This window comes from Nocardia salmonicida NBRC 13393 (assembly GCF_001613085.1).
Lineage (GTDB): Bacteria > Actinomycetota > Actinomycetes > Mycobacteriales > Mycobacteriaceae > Nocardia > Nocardia salmonicida.
Map to the genome: position 1 here is coordinate 81,934 of NZ_BDBR01000031.1, position 17,131 is coordinate 99,064.

At 68.0% G+C, this 17,131-nt stretch carries 16 protein-coding genes; 6 read left to right on the forward strand and 10 right to left on the reverse strand.

Going from position 1 to position 17,131, the window contains the following annotated elements; all coding sequences use genetic code 11:
- Positions 1–153: 153 nt before the first annotated feature.
- On the reverse strand, positions 154–1,539 hold the full coding sequence (locus NS1_RS26185; RefSeq protein ID WP_056816537.1) for a class II 3-deoxy-7-phosphoheptulonate synthase: 1,386 nt from the start codon (positions 1,537–1,539) through the stop codon (positions 154–156).
- 183 nt (positions 1,540–1,722) lie between these two features.
- On the opposite strand from NS1_RS26185, the gene NS1_RS26190 reads away from it, so the two are divergent.
- Complete coding sequence (locus tag NS1_RS26190) at positions 1,723–2,220, forward strand: polyadenylate-specific 3'-exoribonuclease AS (RefSeq protein ID WP_056816848.1); 498 nt, start codon at positions 1,723–1,725, stop codon at positions 2,218–2,220.
- A 60-nt stretch (positions 2,221–2,280) separates the two neighbouring features.
- On the opposite strand, the gene qcrB is transcribed toward NS1_RS26190, so the two are convergent.
- Genes qcrB through ctaE form a run of 4 tightly spaced genes read right to left on the reverse strand, consistent with a single transcriptional unit; the run spans position 2,281 to position 6,565 of the window.
- Positions 2,281–3,891: a cytochrome bc1 complex cytochrome b subunit gene (gene qcrB, locus NS1_RS26195; protein WP_062988654.1), complete on the reverse strand. Its 1,611-nt coding sequence runs from the start codon at positions 3,889–3,891 to the stop codon at positions 2,281–2,283.
- Entirely contained in the window at positions 3,888–5,027 is a 1,140-nt protein-coding gene (qcrA, locus tag NS1_RS26200; protein ID WP_062988758.1) for a cytochrome bc1 complex Rieske iron-sulfur subunit, read from the reverse strand. The genes qcrB and qcrA overlap by 4 nt, the downstream gene beginning before the upstream one ends.
- Positions 5,024–5,896, reverse strand: a complete 873-nt coding sequence (gene qcrC, locus NS1_RS26205; protein ID WP_169812834.1) for a cytochrome bc1 complex diheme cytochrome c subunit — start codon at positions 5,894–5,896, stop codon at positions 5,024–5,026. Before qcrC ends, qcrA begins: the two co-directional genes overlap by 4 nt.
- Before the next feature lie 57 nt (positions 5,897–5,953).
- Positions 5,954–6,565 carry an aa3-type cytochrome oxidase subunit III gene (gene ctaE / locus NS1_RS26210; protein ID WP_056816546.1) on the reverse strand — a complete coding sequence of 204 codons (612 nt, stop codon included), beginning with the start codon at positions 6,563–6,565 and terminating at the stop codon, positions 5,954–5,956.
- 179 nt (positions 6,566–6,744) lie between these two features.
- On the opposite strand from ctaE, the gene NS1_RS26215 reads away from it, so the two are divergent.
- Positions 6,745–7,161 carry a hypothetical protein gene (locus NS1_RS26215; RefSeq protein ID WP_062988656.1) on the forward strand — a complete coding sequence of 139 codons (417 nt, stop codon included), beginning with the start codon at positions 6,745–6,747 and terminating at the stop codon, positions 7,159–7,161.
- A gap of 88 nt (positions 7,162–7,249) precedes the next feature.
- The gene (gene trpD / locus NS1_RS26220; protein ID WP_062988658.1) at positions 7,250–8,311 is read left to right on the forward strand and encodes an anthranilate phosphoribosyltransferase; all 1,062 of its coding nucleotides are present in this window, start codon (positions 7,250–7,252) and stop codon (positions 8,309–8,311) included.
- 10 nt (positions 8,312–8,321) lie between these two features.
- Here trpD and NS1_RS26225 read toward each other — a convergent pair whose 3' ends face one another.
- The 5 genes from NS1_RS26225 to NS1_RS26245 form a co-directional block, all read right to left on the reverse strand.
- The gene (locus tag NS1_RS26225) at positions 8,322–8,597 is read right to left on the reverse strand and encodes an Lrp/AsnC family transcriptional regulator (RefSeq protein ID WP_056816554.1); all 276 of its coding nucleotides are present in this window, start codon (positions 8,595–8,597) and stop codon (positions 8,322–8,324) included.
- 4 nt (positions 8,598–8,601) lie between these two features.
- Positions 8,602–9,153, reverse strand: coding sequence for a phosphoribosylanthranilate isomerase (locus tag NS1_RS26230; RefSeq protein ID WP_062988660.1), 552 nt, complete (start codon positions 9,151–9,153; stop codon positions 8,602–8,604).
- Positions 9,154–9,285: 132 nt separating this feature from the next.
- Positions 9,286–11,088, reverse strand: a complete 1,803-nt coding sequence (locus tag NS1_RS26235) for a DEDD exonuclease domain-containing protein (RefSeq protein ID WP_062988760.1) — start codon at positions 11,086–11,088, stop codon at positions 9,286–9,288.
- Positions 11,089–11,220: 132 nt separating this feature from the next.
- Entirely contained in the window at positions 11,221–12,264 is a 1,044-nt protein-coding gene (locus NS1_RS26240) for a tetratricopeptide repeat protein (protein ID WP_062988662.1), read from the reverse strand.
- A 7-nt stretch (positions 12,265–12,271) separates the two neighbouring features.
- Positions 12,272–13,546: an ATP-binding protein gene (locus tag NS1_RS26245; RefSeq protein WP_062988664.1), complete on the reverse strand. Its 1,275-nt coding sequence runs from the start codon at positions 13,544–13,546 to the stop codon at positions 12,272–12,274.
- Positions 13,547–14,220: 674 nt separating this feature from the next.
- Between NS1_RS26245 and NS1_RS26250 the strand changes: the two genes are divergently transcribed.
- From NS1_RS26250 to NS1_RS26260, 3 genes are all read left to right on the forward strand, one after another.
- The gene (locus NS1_RS26250) at positions 14,221–14,790 is read left to right on the forward strand and encodes a C40 family peptidase (RefSeq protein ID WP_062988666.1); all 570 of its coding nucleotides are present in this window, start codon (positions 14,221–14,223) and stop codon (positions 14,788–14,790) included.
- Between the two features lie 224 nt (positions 14,791–15,014).
- Positions 15,015–16,079: an NlpC/P60 family protein gene (locus tag NS1_RS26255; RefSeq protein WP_084504438.1), complete on the forward strand. Its 1,065-nt coding sequence runs from the start codon at positions 15,015–15,017 to the stop codon at positions 16,077–16,079.
- Positions 16,080–16,088: 9 nt separating this feature from the next.
- On the forward strand, positions 16,089–17,096 hold the full coding sequence (locus NS1_RS26260) for a hypothetical protein (RefSeq protein ID WP_062988668.1): 1,008 nt from the start codon (positions 16,089–16,091) through the stop codon (positions 17,094–17,096).
- Positions 17,097–17,131: the final 35 nt, after the last annotated feature.

The window sequence follows — 17,131 nt, forward strand, 5'->3', positions numbered from 1 at the left end:
AAGGATCCCGAGAAGGACAAAGAAAAACCCGGACGCGGCCCTCGCTGACCACTCCCGGGCTCGCCGACCGCACACCTCGAGTCCGCCATGACCGCACTACCAGCCAGTTGGGACCGGCAGGGCCGCGAACTCGAGCGCGCCAGCGCTCCGAAATTACCGCAGCATCTCCGCGACCAGGAACGACAGTTCCAGGGACTGCTGGGTGTTCAGGCGCGGGTCGCAGGCCGTTTCGTAGCGGCCGCTGAGGTCGAGATCGGAGATGTCCTGGGCGCCGCCGAGGCACTCGGTGACGTTCTCGCCGGTCAGCTCGATGTGCAGGCCACCGGGGTGGGTGCCGAGGGCGTGGTGGACCTCGAAGAAGCCCTGGACCTCGTCGACGATGCGGTCGAAGTGGCGGGTCTTGAACCCGGTGGACGACTCGTGGGTGTTGCCGTGCATCGGGTCGCACTGCCAGATCACCTGGTGGCCGGTGGCCTGCACCTTCTCGATGATCTGCGGCAGCACATCGCGCACCTTGCCGTTGCCCATGCGCGCGACCAGGGTGAGCCGGCCCGGCTCGTTGTTCGGGTCGAGCCGCTCGACGTATTCCACAGCCAGATCCGGCGTGGTGGTCGGCCCGATCTTGAGGCCGATCGGGTTCGCGAGGAGTTCGGCCAGCGCGATGTGGGCGCCGTCGAGCTGACGGGTGCGCTCACCGATCCACAGGAAGTGCGCGGACAGGTCGTAGAGCAGCGGTTCACCGGTTTCGGACTCGCTCAGCCGCAGCATGGCGCGCTCGTAGTCCAGGACGAGTGCCTCGTGCGAGGCGTAGATGCGCGCGGTCTTCAGGCTCGGGTCGTTGACCTGACAGGCGGCCATGAAACGCAGTCCGCGGTCGATCTCCTCGGCGAGGGTCTCGTAGCGCGCACCCGCGGGCGACTGGGCGACGAAATCGCGGTTCCAGTCGTGCAGGCGGTGCAGGTCGGCGGTGCCCGCGCTGGTCAGGGCGCGAACCAGGTTCATCGCGGCGCTGGCGTTGGCGTAGGCGCGGACCAGGCGTGACGGGTCGTGGCGGCGCAGCGCCTCGTCGGCGACAAGGGAGTTGACCATGTCACCGCGGTAGGACGTCAGGCCGAGCGCGTCGGTGTCGGACGAGCGCGGCTTGGCGTACTGCCCGGCGATCCGCGCCACCTTCACCACCGGCATACTCGCGCCGTAGGTGAGCACCACGGCCATCTGCAGCAGCGTGCGGATATTGCCGCGGATGTGGGGTTCGGTGTTGTCGGCGAAGGTCTCCGCGCAGTCACCGCCCTGCATGAGGAACGCCTCGCCGCGAGCCACCTGGGCCAGCTGCGCCTTGAGGTCCTCGACCTCGGCGGGCAGGCAGATCGGCGGCACGCTCTCGAGCACGGTGCGCATGGTCGCGGCCTCGTCGGCGTCCCACGACGGCTGCTGCAGGGCCGGGCGGGCCAGCGCAGCGTCGAGGCGACCGCGTAGGTCGTCGGGCAGCGGCGGCAGTTCCGGCAGGCGGTCAATGGGTACATCGACGGTCCAGGTCACCAGTTAAGAATACGGCCCCCAGCCACTGGCGTATATCTGGCGCACCTACAGCGGGCACCGCCGACCCGTGCGCGGTACGCGCGACGTACCGACATAAGGTTTCGTCGACCCGTCGTGGGTCTCTCGCCCGCCGCGTCGAGTCGGACCCCACGAGCAACCTACCGACACGAAGAGGCGATCTCCCTGCGATATTTCTACGACTCGGAATTCATCGAGGACGGCACGACGATCGACCTGATCTCGATCGGCGTCGTCTGTGAGGACGGGCGCGAGTATTACGCGGTGTCCACCGAATTCGATGCGAAGCGGGCAGGGCCGTGGGTGCGCAAGCACGTGCTGCCGAAGCTGCCGAGTGCCGGGTCGCCGCTGTATCGCACCAGGGAACAGATCCGCGACGACCTGTTTAAGTTCTTCCTTCCCCGGCCGAGTGTGCAGCCCGAGCTGTGGGCCTGGGTCGGCGCGTATGACCACGTGGCGCTGTGCCAACTGTGGGGCGACATGACCGCGCTGCCCAAGGGCATGCCGCGCTACACCAACGAACTGCGCCAGCACTGGGCCGTCAACGGCAGCCCCGCCCTGCCGCCCATCCCCGACGACGCCCACGACGCCCTCGCCGACGCCCGCCACAACCTGGCCAAGTTCGAGGCCATCGAGACCTACCGGCGCACCCCGCGGCTGTAGGACGAGGCGAAGGCCCCGAGTCGAATTCGACTCGGGGCCTTCGTGCTTCGTGCGGTTCGGTCAGTGACCGGACGGCTCGCTGTTGTTGGCGATCGCCTGCTGCTCGGCGAGGACGGTGAGCATACGGTGCTCCTCGTTCTCCTCGATCTCGGCCCAGCTGTCGCCCTCGGCCTTGGGGTCGGCCTTGAGGAAGCTACCGGTGCCCGGCTTGCCCGCCGAACCCAGCTTGTTCATCTTCTTGGGCACCGGGGCGCCCTGGTATTCCAGCGGGATGGCGTGGCCGTGTGCGTCGACCCCGCCCAGCGGCTGGTGCACCTCGATGTACTCACCGTGCGGCAGACGCTTGATCACACCGGTTTCGATGCCGTGCTCGAGCACCGCCCGGTCACTGCGCTGCAGACCGATGCAGAACCGGTAGGTGATGAAGTACGCGATCGGCGGCAGCAGCAGCACGCCGATACGACCGATCCAGGTGGTCGCGTTCAGCGAGATGTCGAACTTCAGCGCGATGATGTCGTTGACACACGACAGCGTGAGCACCACGTAGAACGCGATGGACATGGCGCCGATCGCGGTACGCACCGGCACGTCGCGCGGACGCTGGAGCAGGTTGTGATGCGCCGTGTGGTCGTTGGTGAGGCGCTTCTCGATCCACGGGTAGGCGATCAGCAGCGTGAACACCAGACCCATGATGAGCGCGACCCAGAACACCGCCGGGATCGTGTAGTTGCCCAGGTAGATCTCCCACGGCGGCATCAGACGCGCCATACCGTCGGTCCACATCATGTAGAAGTCGGGCTGCGAACCCGCCGACACCTGAGACGGGTTGTACGGACCGAGGTTCCAGATCGGGTTGATCTGCAGGACACCGCCCATGATGCCGACGATGCCGAGGGTGAACGCGAAGAACGCGCCCTGATCGGCGGCGAACACCGGGATGATGCGCGCGCCGACCACGTTGTGCTCGGTGCGGGCCGGTCCGGGGAACTGGGTGTGCTTCTGGTACCAGACCAGCGCGACGTGCGCGCCGATCAGCGCCAGGATGATGCCGGGCAGCAGCAGCACGTGCGCGATGTAGAGGCGCGGGATGATGATGTCGCCGGGGAAGTCGCCGCCGAACATCAGCCAGTGCAGCCAGGTGCCCACGACCGGGACACCGATGGTGATGCCCGAGAACGCGGCGCGCAGACCCGTACCGGAGAGCAGATCGTCGGGCAGCGAGTAGCCGAAGAAGCCTTCGAACATCGCCAGGATCAGCAGCAGCGAGCCGATCACCCAGTTCGCCTCACGCGGCTTGCGGAACGCGCCGGTGAAGAAGATGCGGAACAGGTGGATGATGATCGACGCCGCGAACAGCAGGGCCGCCCAGTGGTGGATCTGCCGGACGAACAGACCGCCGCGCACCTCGAAGGAGATGTTGAGCGCGGTCTCGTACGCCCGCGACATGCCGACGCCGCGCAGCGGCTGGTAGGCGCCGTCGTAGACCACATGGGTCATCGACGGATCGAAGAACAGCGTCAGGTACACACCCGACAGCAGCAGGATGATGAACGCGTAGAGCGCGATCTCACCCAGCAGGAACGACCAGTGGGTCGGGAAGACCTTGTTGATCGACCGCTTGACGAACGCGGCGGCGCGATACCGCTCGTCCATCTCGTTTACCTGGCTCATGAACGACGCTCCCAGAAGGCCGGGCCGAGCGGCTCGATGAAGTCGCCCGCGGCGACCAGGAAGCCCTCGGAGTTGACGGTGATCGGCAGCTGAGGCAGTGCGCGAGCGGCGGGACCGAAGACCGGCTTGGCCCACTCGGTCGCGAGGAACTGCGACTGGTGGCACGGGCACAGGATCCGGTTGGTCTGCTGCTCGAACAGCGAGGTGGGGCAGCCGAGATGGGTGCAGATCTTCGAGTAGGCGAAGTAGTCGCCGAAGTTGAAGCTCTCCTGCCCCTTACGCTTGATCGCCTTCTCGGCGTCTTCGGTGCGCAGGCGGATCATCATGACCGCGTTGCGGATACCGCGCAGCGACTCGAGCGTTGCGTGCTCGTCGCCGCGCCACTTCTCTTTCCACGGGAACACGGTTTCCATCGAGCCGGCGTCCAGGTCTTCCGGGCGCACCAGCACGATGTCGCCGGGGCGACCGGTGTCGCGGCGGATGTAGACGGTCTCACCCGGGTAGTCCGGGGTCCAGCCCGAGACCCACAGCGGCGACTTGTCGCGCTTGGCCCACGGGTTCTTCACCATGCCGCCGACGAACACCAGCAGCGCGCCGATACCGAGCACACCGACACCGGCGCCCGCGGTACCGAGCATCATCTTGCGGCGACCCAGGGTGGAGGTGTCGAGCGCGTCCTGCAGCTCGGCCGCCAGGGTGCGCCGCTCGACCTCGTCCGACGGGCCGTCGTGGCGCTGCTGGATCGAGATCTCCGCGGGGATGAACCGCTTGCGGATCAGCACCACCGCGATACCGATGACCAGCACCGAGATGCCGAAGGTCAGGCCGACGAGCGGGGTGAACAGCGAGTAGGCGCTGTGGCCCTCGTCGCCGTAGCCCTTCCACTCCCACGGCCAGAACAGGAAGACACCGATGAGCGCGGCGGCGGCGAGACCGGAGACGGCGAACCAGAACGTGACCGCACGTTCGGCGCGCTTCTCGGCCTTGGTGCCGGGCACCGGCCACCGCTCGTTGCGGTAGACGACATCGACGTCGTCGCGATTGGTGCCGAGCTCGACCAGCTCGTCACGCGACATCGCGTCCAGTTCGTCTTCGGTGGGTTCGCGACCCATGTCGCTGTGCTCCTGTCCACTCATGATCGGGATCCGATCCACATCGCGGCGCCGACCACTGCGGTGATGCCGATGACCCAGATCGCCAAACCTTCGGTCGCCGGACCGAAACCGCCGAGGTCCCAGCCGCCGGGCGACTTCTCCTCCGCGGAGTTCTTGACGTAGGCGACGATGTCGCGCTTCTCCTCCGGCGTCAGCTGCCGGTCGGAGAACTTGGGCATGTTCTGCGGGCCGGTGATCATCGCGTCGTAGATCTGCTGCTCGTTGGCCTCGGCCAGCGGCGGCGCGAACTTACCGCCGGAGAGCGCACCACCGCGACCGGTGAAGTTGTGGCAGGAGGCGCAGTTCATACGGAACAGCTCCGAACCACGGGCGATGTCGTCGCCGCGCAGCGATTCCTGGGCGATCTCACCGTTGGCGTCACGGATCACCGAAGGTCCACCACCGTTGGCGGCGACGAAAGCGCCGATCGCATCGGTCTGGTGCGCGTCGAACTTCTCCGGCTTGCGGATCGCCTGGGCGCCGTTGACGGCCATCGGCATACGACCGGAGGAGACCTGGAAGTAGACCGCGGCCTCGCCGACACCGATCAGGCTCGGACCACGATCGGCGACACCCTGCAGGTTCGCGCCGTGGCACGTGACGCACGAGGTCTCGTAGAGCTGCTTGCCCTCGCGAATGAGCGCGGACTGGTCCTCGTGCGCGGTCGCGACCTGGGCCTGCGGGGTGAGCGCGGTAGCCAGGAAGCCGGCTCCGACCAAGCCGATCATCAGCGCGAGAGCACCCGCGATACGACGGCGGGCGCGGCGCTGCTTACGCGCCTTGGCGGCCTGTGCGTCCTGCCCGGCGCCGGGGCCGGCGGGCTCTTGGGCCGACGGGGGAGATGAACTCATCTGTGTCCCTTTGGAGTAGACGGAACCGACTTGTGCAAATGCTGTGCGCGCCGCGCGCTAACGGACGAAGTAGATCGTGGCGAACAGCCCGATCCAGACGATGTCGACGAAGTGCCAGTAGTACGACACCACGATCGCGGCGGTGGCCTGGGCGGGGGTGAACTTGCTCAGCGTGGTGCGGACGAGCAGGAACACGAACGCGATCAGACCGCCGATCACGTGCAGACCGTGGAAGCCGGTGGTGATGTAGAAAACCGAGCCGTACGAGCTGCCGGCGATCGAAGTTCCCTCCTCCACCAGGTGGTAGTACTCGTAGCCCTGCCCGGCGACGAAGAACGCGCCCATTATCAGGGTGATCGTGTACCAGCGGCGAAGGCCGAACACGTCGCCCTTCTCCGCGGCGAACACACCCATCTGGCAGGTGAACGAGGACGCGATCAGGACGGCCGTCACCGGAATCGCGAGCTTCATGTTCAGCTCGGTCGGCTCCGGGGGCCAGTTCCCGTGCGCCTGCGCGCGAGCAACGAAGTACATGGCGAACAGGCCGGCGAAGAACATCAGCTCGCTGGACAGCCAGATGATGGTTCCGACGCTGACCATGTTGGGCCGGTTCAGCGAATGCACACGCTGAGTAATGGCCGATCCTGGGGTGCCTACTGCGGTCGTCACGGGGTAAGTATGACTCTTCGTAGTACGACACATGTACCCGGGTACGAAAGTTTGTGGCGCAAGTCGGAAAACCCACGCACAGAGGGGGTCTACGACATCCGTCGGCGTGTTGGCGACGATCGCGCGACAACCCATTGTGACAGCGTTGGATGTGGATAGGCTGAGACGAGGAGGCGACGATGGTCGTGGTGCGGATGTGGCGGCGACTGTTCGGTGGGTCGACGCGGAAGTTGGACCCGGAGCGCGACGATCTCGTCGTGGTCGCATCGAGTTTCGACGATGTCGAGGCTTGTTCGACCGCGCTGGACCGCGCCGGTGAGCTGGATCGGGAGGCCGACGCGGTGTTGCGCCATCATCTGCGGCTACCCGCCGGCCAGATCGAGGCCGCGTGCGAGATCGCCGGATACGACGGATACGAACGCGCCGAGGCCACCGCTACCGCGCCGGACCTGGTTCCGATCATCTTGCAGCGGGTACAACGGCTCGATCCGCTGACCTGTTCGCAGGAACGCTCGCGGATGGCCGGGCTCGCCCAGCGTCACGACGGCGTCGCCGACGGTTGGGACGCGCTGCAACCGCCGCGCACCGCCCCGTAAACTTGCCCGACGGCGCAAATATCCTTGCGCCCCCTCCGCCTGCCCGATCTACTGTGGCGCAACGGTGTCGTTTAAGGAGAAGCAGCAGATGAGCGTGCGCAGCTGGCCCCAGGTGCTCGGAACCCTCGCCGACGGTGGCGACCTGGCCGCGGACGACACCACCTGGGTGATCGACGAGATCTTCACCGACAACGCCACCGCCGCCCAGATCGCGGCGTTCGGCGTCGCCATGAAGATCAAGGGCCCCACGCCGACCGAACTGGCGGGCATGGTGGCCGGGATGCTCGGACACGCGCGCCTGGTTCGCATCGACGGGGACGCGGTCGATGTCGTCGGTACCGGCGGCGACCGTTCGGGGTCGGTGAACATCTCGACCATGTCCTCGGTGGTCGTGGCCGCGGCCGGGGTGCCGGTGGTCAAGCACGGGAACCGGGCGGCTTCGTCGAAGGCCGGTGGCGCCGATGTGCTCGAAGCGCTGGGGGTCAAGCTCGCGCTCGGACCCGAGTCGGTGGCGCGGTCGGTGCGCGAGACCGGGATCGGATTCTGTTTCGCGCCGCTGTTCCATTCCGGACTGCGTTTCGCCGGGGCCGCGCGCAAGGAGATCGGCATCCCGACCGTGTTCAACGTGCTGGGGCCGCTGACCAATCCGGCGCAGCCGCGGGCCGGGCTGATCGGGTGCGCGTTCGCCGATCTCGCGCCCGTGATCGCGGGGGTGTTCGCGGCGCGTGGGGCGAGTGCGCTGGTCGTGCGTGGACGTGACGGGCTCGACGAGATCACCACCTCCGACCTCACGGATGTGTGGGTGGTCAGTGGTGGGCGGATTCGTCAGACGGTGCTCGACCCGACGCGGCTCGGCATCGTCAGGGTGGACCTGGACGACCTGCGCGGCGGGGATGCCGAGGCCAACGCCCGCGTCGCACGCGATGTGTTCGCGGGAACGCCGGGGCCGGTTCGTGATGCGGTGCTGTTGAACTCGGCCGCGGCGATCGTGGCCTACGACCTTTCCCGCGGGGTCGGCGATGTCGATTCCGATCTCGACGCGGCGCTGGTCGACGGGCTCGAGCGCGCCGCCGCCGCCGTGGACAGCGGGGCGGCGGCCAAATTGCTGCAGAGCTGGGCCGAACTCACCCAGGTGCTCGACGAGCGCTGAGCCCGAGGGCTCACTCCCCCAGCGAGAATCCGGCTTCCACGTCGGCGCTGGAATAGGACTTGAAGGCGATGTGGGTGGTGGTGCGAACCACGCCGTCCACCTTGTCGATGCCCGAGGTGACCACCTCCGCGATGTGCGCGTGGTCGCGGACGCGCACGATCGCGATCAGGTCCACGTCGCCCGCGCAGGAGTACACCTCGGCGACTCCTTCGGTATCGGCGAGGGCCTGCGCGGTCTCGGGGATGCGAGAGTTCTGCGCCTGGATCATCACGATCGCGGTAATCATGGGATCACTCTAGAACTTCCGGCCCCTCGGTGGCCGCTTTGAACCGTCGCATCAGGTCATAGCTCTTCACACCGGGCGCCGATTCCACCGAACTGGACACGTCGACACCGTAGGGCCGATGCCGGGCGATCACGGCGGCGACGTTGTCCGGGTCGAGGCCGCCCGCCAGCACGACTCGGCCCGGCTGCGCGCGCACCCAGTCGGGGAACTCCTCGAACACGCCCGAGCCCGCGCTGGCGTCGTAGAAGAAATATTCGCTGGCCTGCTCGGGGGCGGGCGGGTTCGAGGAGCAGAAGGCCAGGTTCGGCAGGTCGGCCCACTGGTAGAGCTGCACGACGTCGAACCCGTCGGCCACATCGGCGACCTCGCGCGCCTCGAGGGCGACGGCGAAGGTCGTGATGCGACCGCGTGCGTAGTCGGCGAGGGCGCGCGCCTGCCCGGGGGTGCGGTAGCGCTTGCTCTTCGTCGTCACCATGATGCCGATCGCGGAGTACCCGAGCTCGATCGCCCAGTCGATCTGCTCCTCGGTGGTCAGACCGCACACCTTCACGAACATCCGCCGCTACTCCTTCATTCATAGGACCCGCCACACGGAATCCCGGTCCATGATCCCAGGACGCCGGAGCGCACCCGCCGGGTAGTGCCTCGACCGGGCCGAGTCGTCCATCGAGCGGGCGATCTCGCTTCGTCATCGTTCGGCGAGGTACTGCTCCTGTTCGCTCCTGGTGGTCGCGGCGGTTCGCGCGAGCTGCGCCCACCCCACCCACCGCGCGGCGCCGTGCAGCGGTTCGCGGTACCCGTCGCTGGTCCGCACGATCCGCGCGCCGGGTTTGGCGAGCCAGCGAGCGATGACGCCGATTTCCTCCGGTGGGGCTCCGCGCAGGGGTGGAATGTGGTCGTTGAACTCGCCCAGTGGATGCTGGGTCCCACTCCCCGTCGACGCGATGCCCAGGTCGGGAACAACTGTTTCGGCGGCGGCGACGATCTGATCGACAACGGCCATCGGTGGGGTGCCGCGGGCAGCGGTGCCCGCGGCGGCGAGCCGGCCGTAGCGGATGACGGAGAATTCCCAGCCGCCCGCACCGTCGGGCAGCGCGATGACGAGTTCCGCGAGACGAGCCAGGGCCGCGAGACGCTGGGTGCGGTGCAGTTTTGTGACAACGGTGGCGGTGCGGTCACGCAAGCGCGCAGCTGCCTCGAAATGCTCTGCGGTGGAATGGGATTCGATGCGATCGATCATCGCGCGGAGCAGGGTGTCGGCGCGGCCGGTGAACAGGTCGCGCACCGCTTCGACGGCCGGAGCGTAGCTCGTCGCGTCGTGGTCACCGTCGTGGCGGGCGGCGGGGCAGCCGCCGACGACCACGGGTGGGCAGGTGTGTTTCGCCGTGCGGGTGAGACGGGTGGCGCAGGTTCGCATCCCGGCGAACTCGGCGATCGTCGACCCCACATCGACCGCATCGATCCGAGAGTTGAACGGCCCCAATGCTGTTCGGGTCGGGGTGCGCACGGCTACCAACCGTGGGAAGGCCTCGTCGCTGAGGGTGAGCCACCACCCGCGCCGGGGAAACTTCGAGCGGCGGTTGTACGGCGGGGCGTGCGCGGCCAGCAACCGGAGCTCGCGCACCCCCGCTTCGAGGCCGTGCGCGCACACCACATGGTCGACCCGAATCGCCAGTGCCACCATCTCTTTCATGCGGCCACGGGTCTCCGAACCGGTGAAGTAATTGCGCACGCGACGGCGCAGATTCACCGCCGTCCCTATATAGAGGACTTCCTCCGATGGCCCACGGAAGAGATAGACGCCGGGCGCGGCGGGCAGATCGGTCGCGAAAGTGCGCTTGGCGCGCTGGGTTCCGGTGACGCCGGGCAGGTAGTCGAGCAGTTCGGACAGGCTGTGCACGCCCTGATTGCCGACCCGCCCGATCAACGCGTGCAGGACGTCGACGGTGGCGCGGGCATCATCGAGCGCGCGGTGCGTCGGTGTGGTCGACGCACCGAGGATCTGCGCGAGCACCCCGAGCCGCGCCGACGGGGCTTCGTCGCGCGTGAGCACCCGCCGCGCCAGCTTCACGGTGCACAGCACCTGCGGATTGGGCCACGCGATGTCCTGACGTGCCGCGGCCGCTTTGAGGAACGCGGTGTCGAATCGCGCGTTGTGCGCCACCAGCACCGCCCCCGCCGCGAACTCGAAGAACCCCGGCAACACCCCCTCGATCCGCGGCGCGTCGTACACCATCGCCGTGGTGATCCCGGTGATCTGCACGATGGCGGGCGGAATCGCGTAGCCCGGATTCACCAGTGTCGCGAACTCTCCCAGCACCTCTCCCCCGCGCACCTTCACCGCCCCGATCTCGGTGATCGCGTCCCGATCAGCGCTGGTCCCGGTCGTTTCGAGGTCGACGACGACGAAAGTGGTGGCATACAGCGGGGTATCGAGCTCATCGAAGGCCAGCTGCCGAGCGGCAGCCGGGAGCGGAACGGGATCGGGCACGGCGAGCAGCGTAGGACGAGGGTCCGACAAGCTCGCCGCGTCGAACGAATCGGCAGTGGCCGGTCCTCCCGAGGTTCGGGCGCGGCCGCGTCCCACGGCCTTCGGGTCGCCGGCGAGGTGCGCGGTCCCGGCTCAACCGCCCTGCGGCGCGTTCGGGAGGGACGGACGCGGTGTCGGCCAGGGGTTTCCGGTCGGCCAACGGTCCGACGGGAACTTCGGCAGACTCGGCAACGGCGGAAGGTAGCTCGGCGGCAACCGGTAATAGGACCACGGGTAGGTCGTTGTCCGCGAGGTCGATCCGGTCGACGGCGAGTCGGAGCCACCGGCCACAGCCAGCACGCCGTGCCACACCAGCGTCACGAGCACCAGCGCCGCCCAGACCACATGTTTGCGCCGGACGCCGCCACCATTGTTCACCGCGCGATACGGCCGCGGCGCGGTGGCAGACACCGGGACCGGTGTCGGGTTCTCGTTCGGTATCTCCGCCAGCAGTGCCCGCACATCCGGTCCGTACGCCGGATCGAGTTCCGCGGCCCGCCGCAGCCACCGCTCGGCCTCTACCCATCGGCGCCGCTGGAAGGCATGGTTGCCCAGCAGGTAGATGGCCTCGACGTTGTCCGGATCCAAGCGCAGCGCGTGCTCGATCGCCGCCCGCCCGGCCGCCGCACGCTTGCCGATCGTGCGGGCGTCCTGCCACAGCACGCGGCCGCGGACCACGTGGAATACCGCGTTCTCCGGCGCGATCTCGATGGCGCTGTCGATGGCCGCGAGCGCGGCGTCCCGGTCGCGGTGCTGCAGCGTCGTCGCGAGGATTCGATAGCTGTCGGCCGACCAGGGGTCGAGCTCGACGCATCGACGCGCCGCGCGCACCGCCTCGTCCGCGTGGGCAGTGGCAGCGGTCGGGTCGGCGTCGACACGCTCACCCAGGAGCCCGTATTCGCCCAGCGCGAGGATTCGCCACGCGAACACGTTGTCGGGGTGCGATCGCAGCGCGGCCCGAGCGGCGTCGGTCGCCGCGGCGTTCACACCGGATCGCAGCCAGGAGTACGCCAGCTGCGCGTGGGCGTCGCTGTTGTCGGGTTCGGCCGCCAGCACCGGCGCCAGCTCCGCTCGCGCCGCCTCGAACCTGCCCAGGTCGATCAAGGCGGCGGCGCGGTCGAGTTGGTGTTCGCTCATCGGCGTCTCAGCGCCGCTTCATCCGTCTGAGGTAGGTCGCGAGTTCGTCATAGCTGCCATCGCCGTTGGCGAATTCGACGACGTTGCGAGCGGATTCGAACCAGGCTCCGGTGCTCGGCCGGATCTGGGCCAGCGCCGCCTGCACGTCGGCCATGCCGATCGGGCGGACCTCGCCCGATCGCATCGAGTCGGCCATGGCCAGTTGGGTGGCCGAGGTGCAGACGTGGGCCAGGTCGGCGCCGGAGAGGCCGTCGGTGTGGGCCGCGAGGGCATTGAGGTCGATGCCTGCCACGGGCCGGTCACGCAGGTGGTAGTGCAGGATCGAGGTGCGGGCGGCGAGATCGGGCAGGCCGACGAAGATCATCCGGTCGAAGCGGCCCGGCCTGCGCAGCGCGACATCGACATCCCAGGGATGATTGGTCGCGCCGAGCACGAACACCCCCTCATTGCTGTGGGTGGCCGAATCCATCTCGGTGAGCAACTGGTTCACGACCGTGCGCATGGTCGTCGAGGCCTGCATCTGGCTGCGTTTGTGGCCGAGCGCGTCGACCTCGTCGAGGAACAGCACGCAGGGAGCATTACGCCGGGCCATCTCGAAGATGCTGTGCACATTGCGTTCGCTGGCGCCGGTGTAGATGTCGAGGATGTCGGTGATCTCGATCGGGTAGAAGTTGGCGCCGAGTTCACCCGCTACCGCCGAGGCGATGAACGTCTTGCCGCACCCGGGCGGGCCGTAGAGGAGCAGGCCGCCGCGCGCCGAGGTGCCGAACGCCTTGGCCAGCTCGGGGTTGCGCAGTGGACCCAGCAGGGTCAGATCCAGTTGCTGTTTCACCTCGACCATTCCGCCGACATCGGCCAGGCGCAGGGTCGGACGTTCGACGGTGGCGGCGTCCTCGTCGGTGACGAACTCGGTGGGGACGCCGTGCACGAATGCCGGTTCGATGATGTCGCCGACCTCGTCCTCGGCGGCGGCCCAGTCGAAGTCCGGCTGAGCGGCGGAGGATGCGGCGGCCGAGCCGGACGCGGGGGTGGCGGTCGCGGCCACCGAGGGGGTGGCAGGCGCTGGAGAACCACCGGACAACGCTGTCGTGCAGCGCATCATCAGGGCCAGGACCTGGGCGTTCCCCGGTTCGTGGCCGAGCGCTGTCCCACAGTGGGCCAGCGCGTCGGCATAACGCTCCCGTTCGATCAGCAGCTCGATGACGCACACGCGCAGCGCGAGCACCCCCGGACTGCGATCCAGCATCGTCAGCATGTCGGTCAAAACCTGGTCGTCGGCCACCCGCGCCCCCTTCTAACTGCGAACATTCGGCCGTACCCTAACCGCCACAACGGCTTTCCCGCCAAGCGGCGAGCATGCGGATACCACGAAGCAGCCCGTCCCGCGACCCGGCACAACGAGGACCCGCGAACTCCGAAGCCGACAATTCGGCGCGAGACTTTCGTTCTGATGCGAACAAAATGGCCGAGATCAAACTCAATAGTGACCGGGCTCACATATTTATCGAATTCACATGAGTTCACCAGATTTCAACGGGTAAGCGGCCTTACCAATCTCCGCGCGCCGCGGCTTACGGCGCGCCGCCCGCGAGGCGGACCGCGCGGCGAACCGGCGATGATCATCACGAGCACGCACCACCTGCGGATTTGCCGATTCGAGAGGTGGAAAACACCGCGGGAGCCCTATTGGCGACGCGCCGGTAGCACTCGAAAATCGCGATCGGCGTGACCTGGCGTTATCGTTTCGTGATCGTGTGTGACCCAGCTCGCACACTTTCCCCGGTGATATCAGCCGGAACCCCCATTGGACCGATGTCCGACTTTACAAACCCCCGTGATGTCTTCGTAACCTTTTCGAGACCTCACGGAGTCCCGCCGATCGGAAACGGTCAGCGAGACGAAGCCCGCCGCGTCAAACGGACACAGCGTCGTGGGGCAGATTGGAAGTTCCGCATCATGGCGAACAACACCGTCAAGCGTCAGGCGCAGCGTGCCGTTGCCGTCGGAGCCGTCGGCGCTGCCACCATCGGCGCGTTCCTCCTGCCGGCCGCCCCGGCATCGGCCGCCCCGGTGACCGTGCCCGGCATCGGCACGTTCGAGGTTCCGAACGAGATTCCGCTGCCCCAGGGCGTGCCCGGCATCGAGATCCCGGCCGCACCGCAGGTCTTCACCGCACCGCGCGCCACCGCCGCCGACATCGCCCTCGATGCCGCGCTGAGCAAGATCGGCTCGCCCTACGTCTACGGCGCCGCGGGCCCGAACGCCTTCGACTGCTCGGGTCTGGTCCAGTGGGCCTACTCCCAGGCGGGCATGGACATCCCGCGCACCAGCGACGCCCAACTCGGCGCGGGCACCCCGATCTCGATCGACGAGCTCCAGCCCGGCGACATGGTGTCGTTCTACGGCGGCGGCCACTCCGGCCTGTACGCGGGCGACGGCAACGTCGTGCACGCCTCCACCGCGGGCACCCCGGTCCAGATCGCGTCGCTGTCGTCGATGCCGTTCGCGGGTGCTCGCCGCTTCTGATCTGTCGGGCACGGTGCGTCGTTCACGGGGAAGGGCGCACCGAAGCCGCAGTGATCGCCCGGGTATATGCGCCGTCCACTGGGTTGGACGGCGCACGTACCTTTTACTGGACACGCATGCATGCGGTTCCGTAACCTGATCGAGACCTTCTCGGCTGACGAGGAGATCGCGCTCAGGTATTGCGCTGTATCGGCGGACAACGAGAGAACGGGGCACGGGCCACTGTGACTGCACACCACCGGAATTCGCACGCTACGCGTGGTTTCGCCGGAACCCTGTCCGCCGCGATCCTGGTGTGCGCGATCTACACCGCCGGCCCCTCCGGCGCCGACCCCGTCGCCCTGCCGACCACCGCGACCGACGCGATCTCCCGGATGGTCGACCTCTCGCGCCAGTCCGAACAGCTCAACCAACAAGCGCTCACCGCGCAGATCGACCTCGACGCCAAGCTCGCGCTGCAACGCGACGCCGACGACAAGGTCGCCGCCACCTCCGCGGTCGTCGAGGCCGCCCGCGCCGAAGTGCGCAAGTTCCAGCCGATGATCGACCGCACCGCCGTGGCCGCCTATACCGGCGTGCGCACCAACAGCATGTTCGCCGTGCTGTCGAGCGGTTCACCACAGCAGTTGCTGGACAAGATGTCGACGCTGGATGTTCTGGCTCAGCAGACCACCGAGACGGTCCGCCAGTTCAAACAGGCCGCCGACGCCGCCACCGCGGCCGACACCATCGCCCGCACCGCCGCCCAGGCCGCGCATGCCGCGACCACCGCCGCCGACGCGGTGCGCGCCGATGTCGAGCGCAAACGCCAGGATCTCGCCGCGTCGACCACCTCCGTGGTCGAGGCGTGGAGCCAGCTCTCGGCACGGGACAAGTCGACCCTGGCCGGTTCGCCGTTCCCGCCCGGCTTCGACCGTGATTCGTTGCTGGCGGGCCTGGTTCCCGGCAGCGGCACCAGCGCGCTGGCCGCCGCGCTCACCCGCGTCGGCGATCCGTATGTCTGGGGCGCCACCGGGCCCGACCAGTTCGACTGCTCCGGTCTCGTGCAGTGGGCGTTCAAGCAGGTCGGCAAGAACGTGCCGCGTACCAGTTCCCAGCAGGCGGGCTACGGCACGCCGGTGTCCAAGGATGAACTGCTACCCGGCGACGTGATCCTGTTCTATCCCGACATCACCCACGTCGGCATCTACGCGGGCAACGGAATGATGGTGCACGCCTCCACTTTCGGTGTGCCGGTCGCTGTCGCGCCGATCAACACCACCCCGTATCACTCGGCCCGGCGATACTGAGCCGGACCGGTGACCGATCCGCTCCCCCGTGCGGGCCTGCGTTCGTGGTTCTCGTCGAACGGCCGCCTCGAATTCTGCATCACGCTCGCCTCGGTCACGCTGCTGACCGGAGCGTGCGTCGCACTGATCCTGCTGCCGCGCAACGCGGGCTCGTTACAGCTGGCCACCGACGAGGCCGAGGTGCTCGACACCTCCGAGGGCCTCGACAATCCGCGTCTGAGCCCGGTGCGCCGCGAGCTACAGCCCTACGGCCCGATCCTGGTCCGTGAAGTCGCCGACGGTGCCGCCTCCCCGGCACTGCTGGTGGCGCATCCCAGCCATCGTGCCGACCTCGATGTTCTCGAACATCAACTGGGCCGAGCCATTTCGGATGTGAGCGCGGTGTGGGGCACCGACTGGAATCGCGCGCCCGTCGTGGTCGTGGCGAGCACGCCCGCCGAATTCACCGCGCTCACCAGGTCCGCGGGCGCCACCGGCACCGACGTGGCCGCCGTGTCGCTCACCGGGTCCTACGCTCCGGGCACCCAGCCCACCGACCAGCGCATCGTGTTCAACCCCGACGCGCGGCGGCGCGTCGGCACCGAGGGCCTGGCCACGTTGCTGCGCCACGAGCTCACCCACCTCGCCACCAGAGCCGACACCACCGACGGCGCACCGTTGTGGATGCTGGAAGGTTTTGCCGAGTACGTCGCCCAGCGCGATCAGAAGACCACCTTCTCCCAGATCGCGCCCACGCTGACCACTCGGTTGCGTGCGGGCACCGTGCCCACCGAACTCGTCGCCGATGCCGACTTCACCGGTGTCGACGCGGCCTACGCCTACGAAAGCGCGTGGAGCACCTGCGCGTTCCTCGCCGACCGCTACGGCACCACCGCCCTCACCACGTTGTACAAGCGACTGGCCACCGGCCCGCAGTCCCCCGCGGCGCAGGACGCCACGTTCACCGCCGTGCTCGGGGCCTCGCGCGCCGAGGTGCTCGACGGGTGGCGGGCCTGGCTGCGCGGTCGCGCTGCATGACGATCGCGGGTACGCCTGACCACGTCCGCCCACCT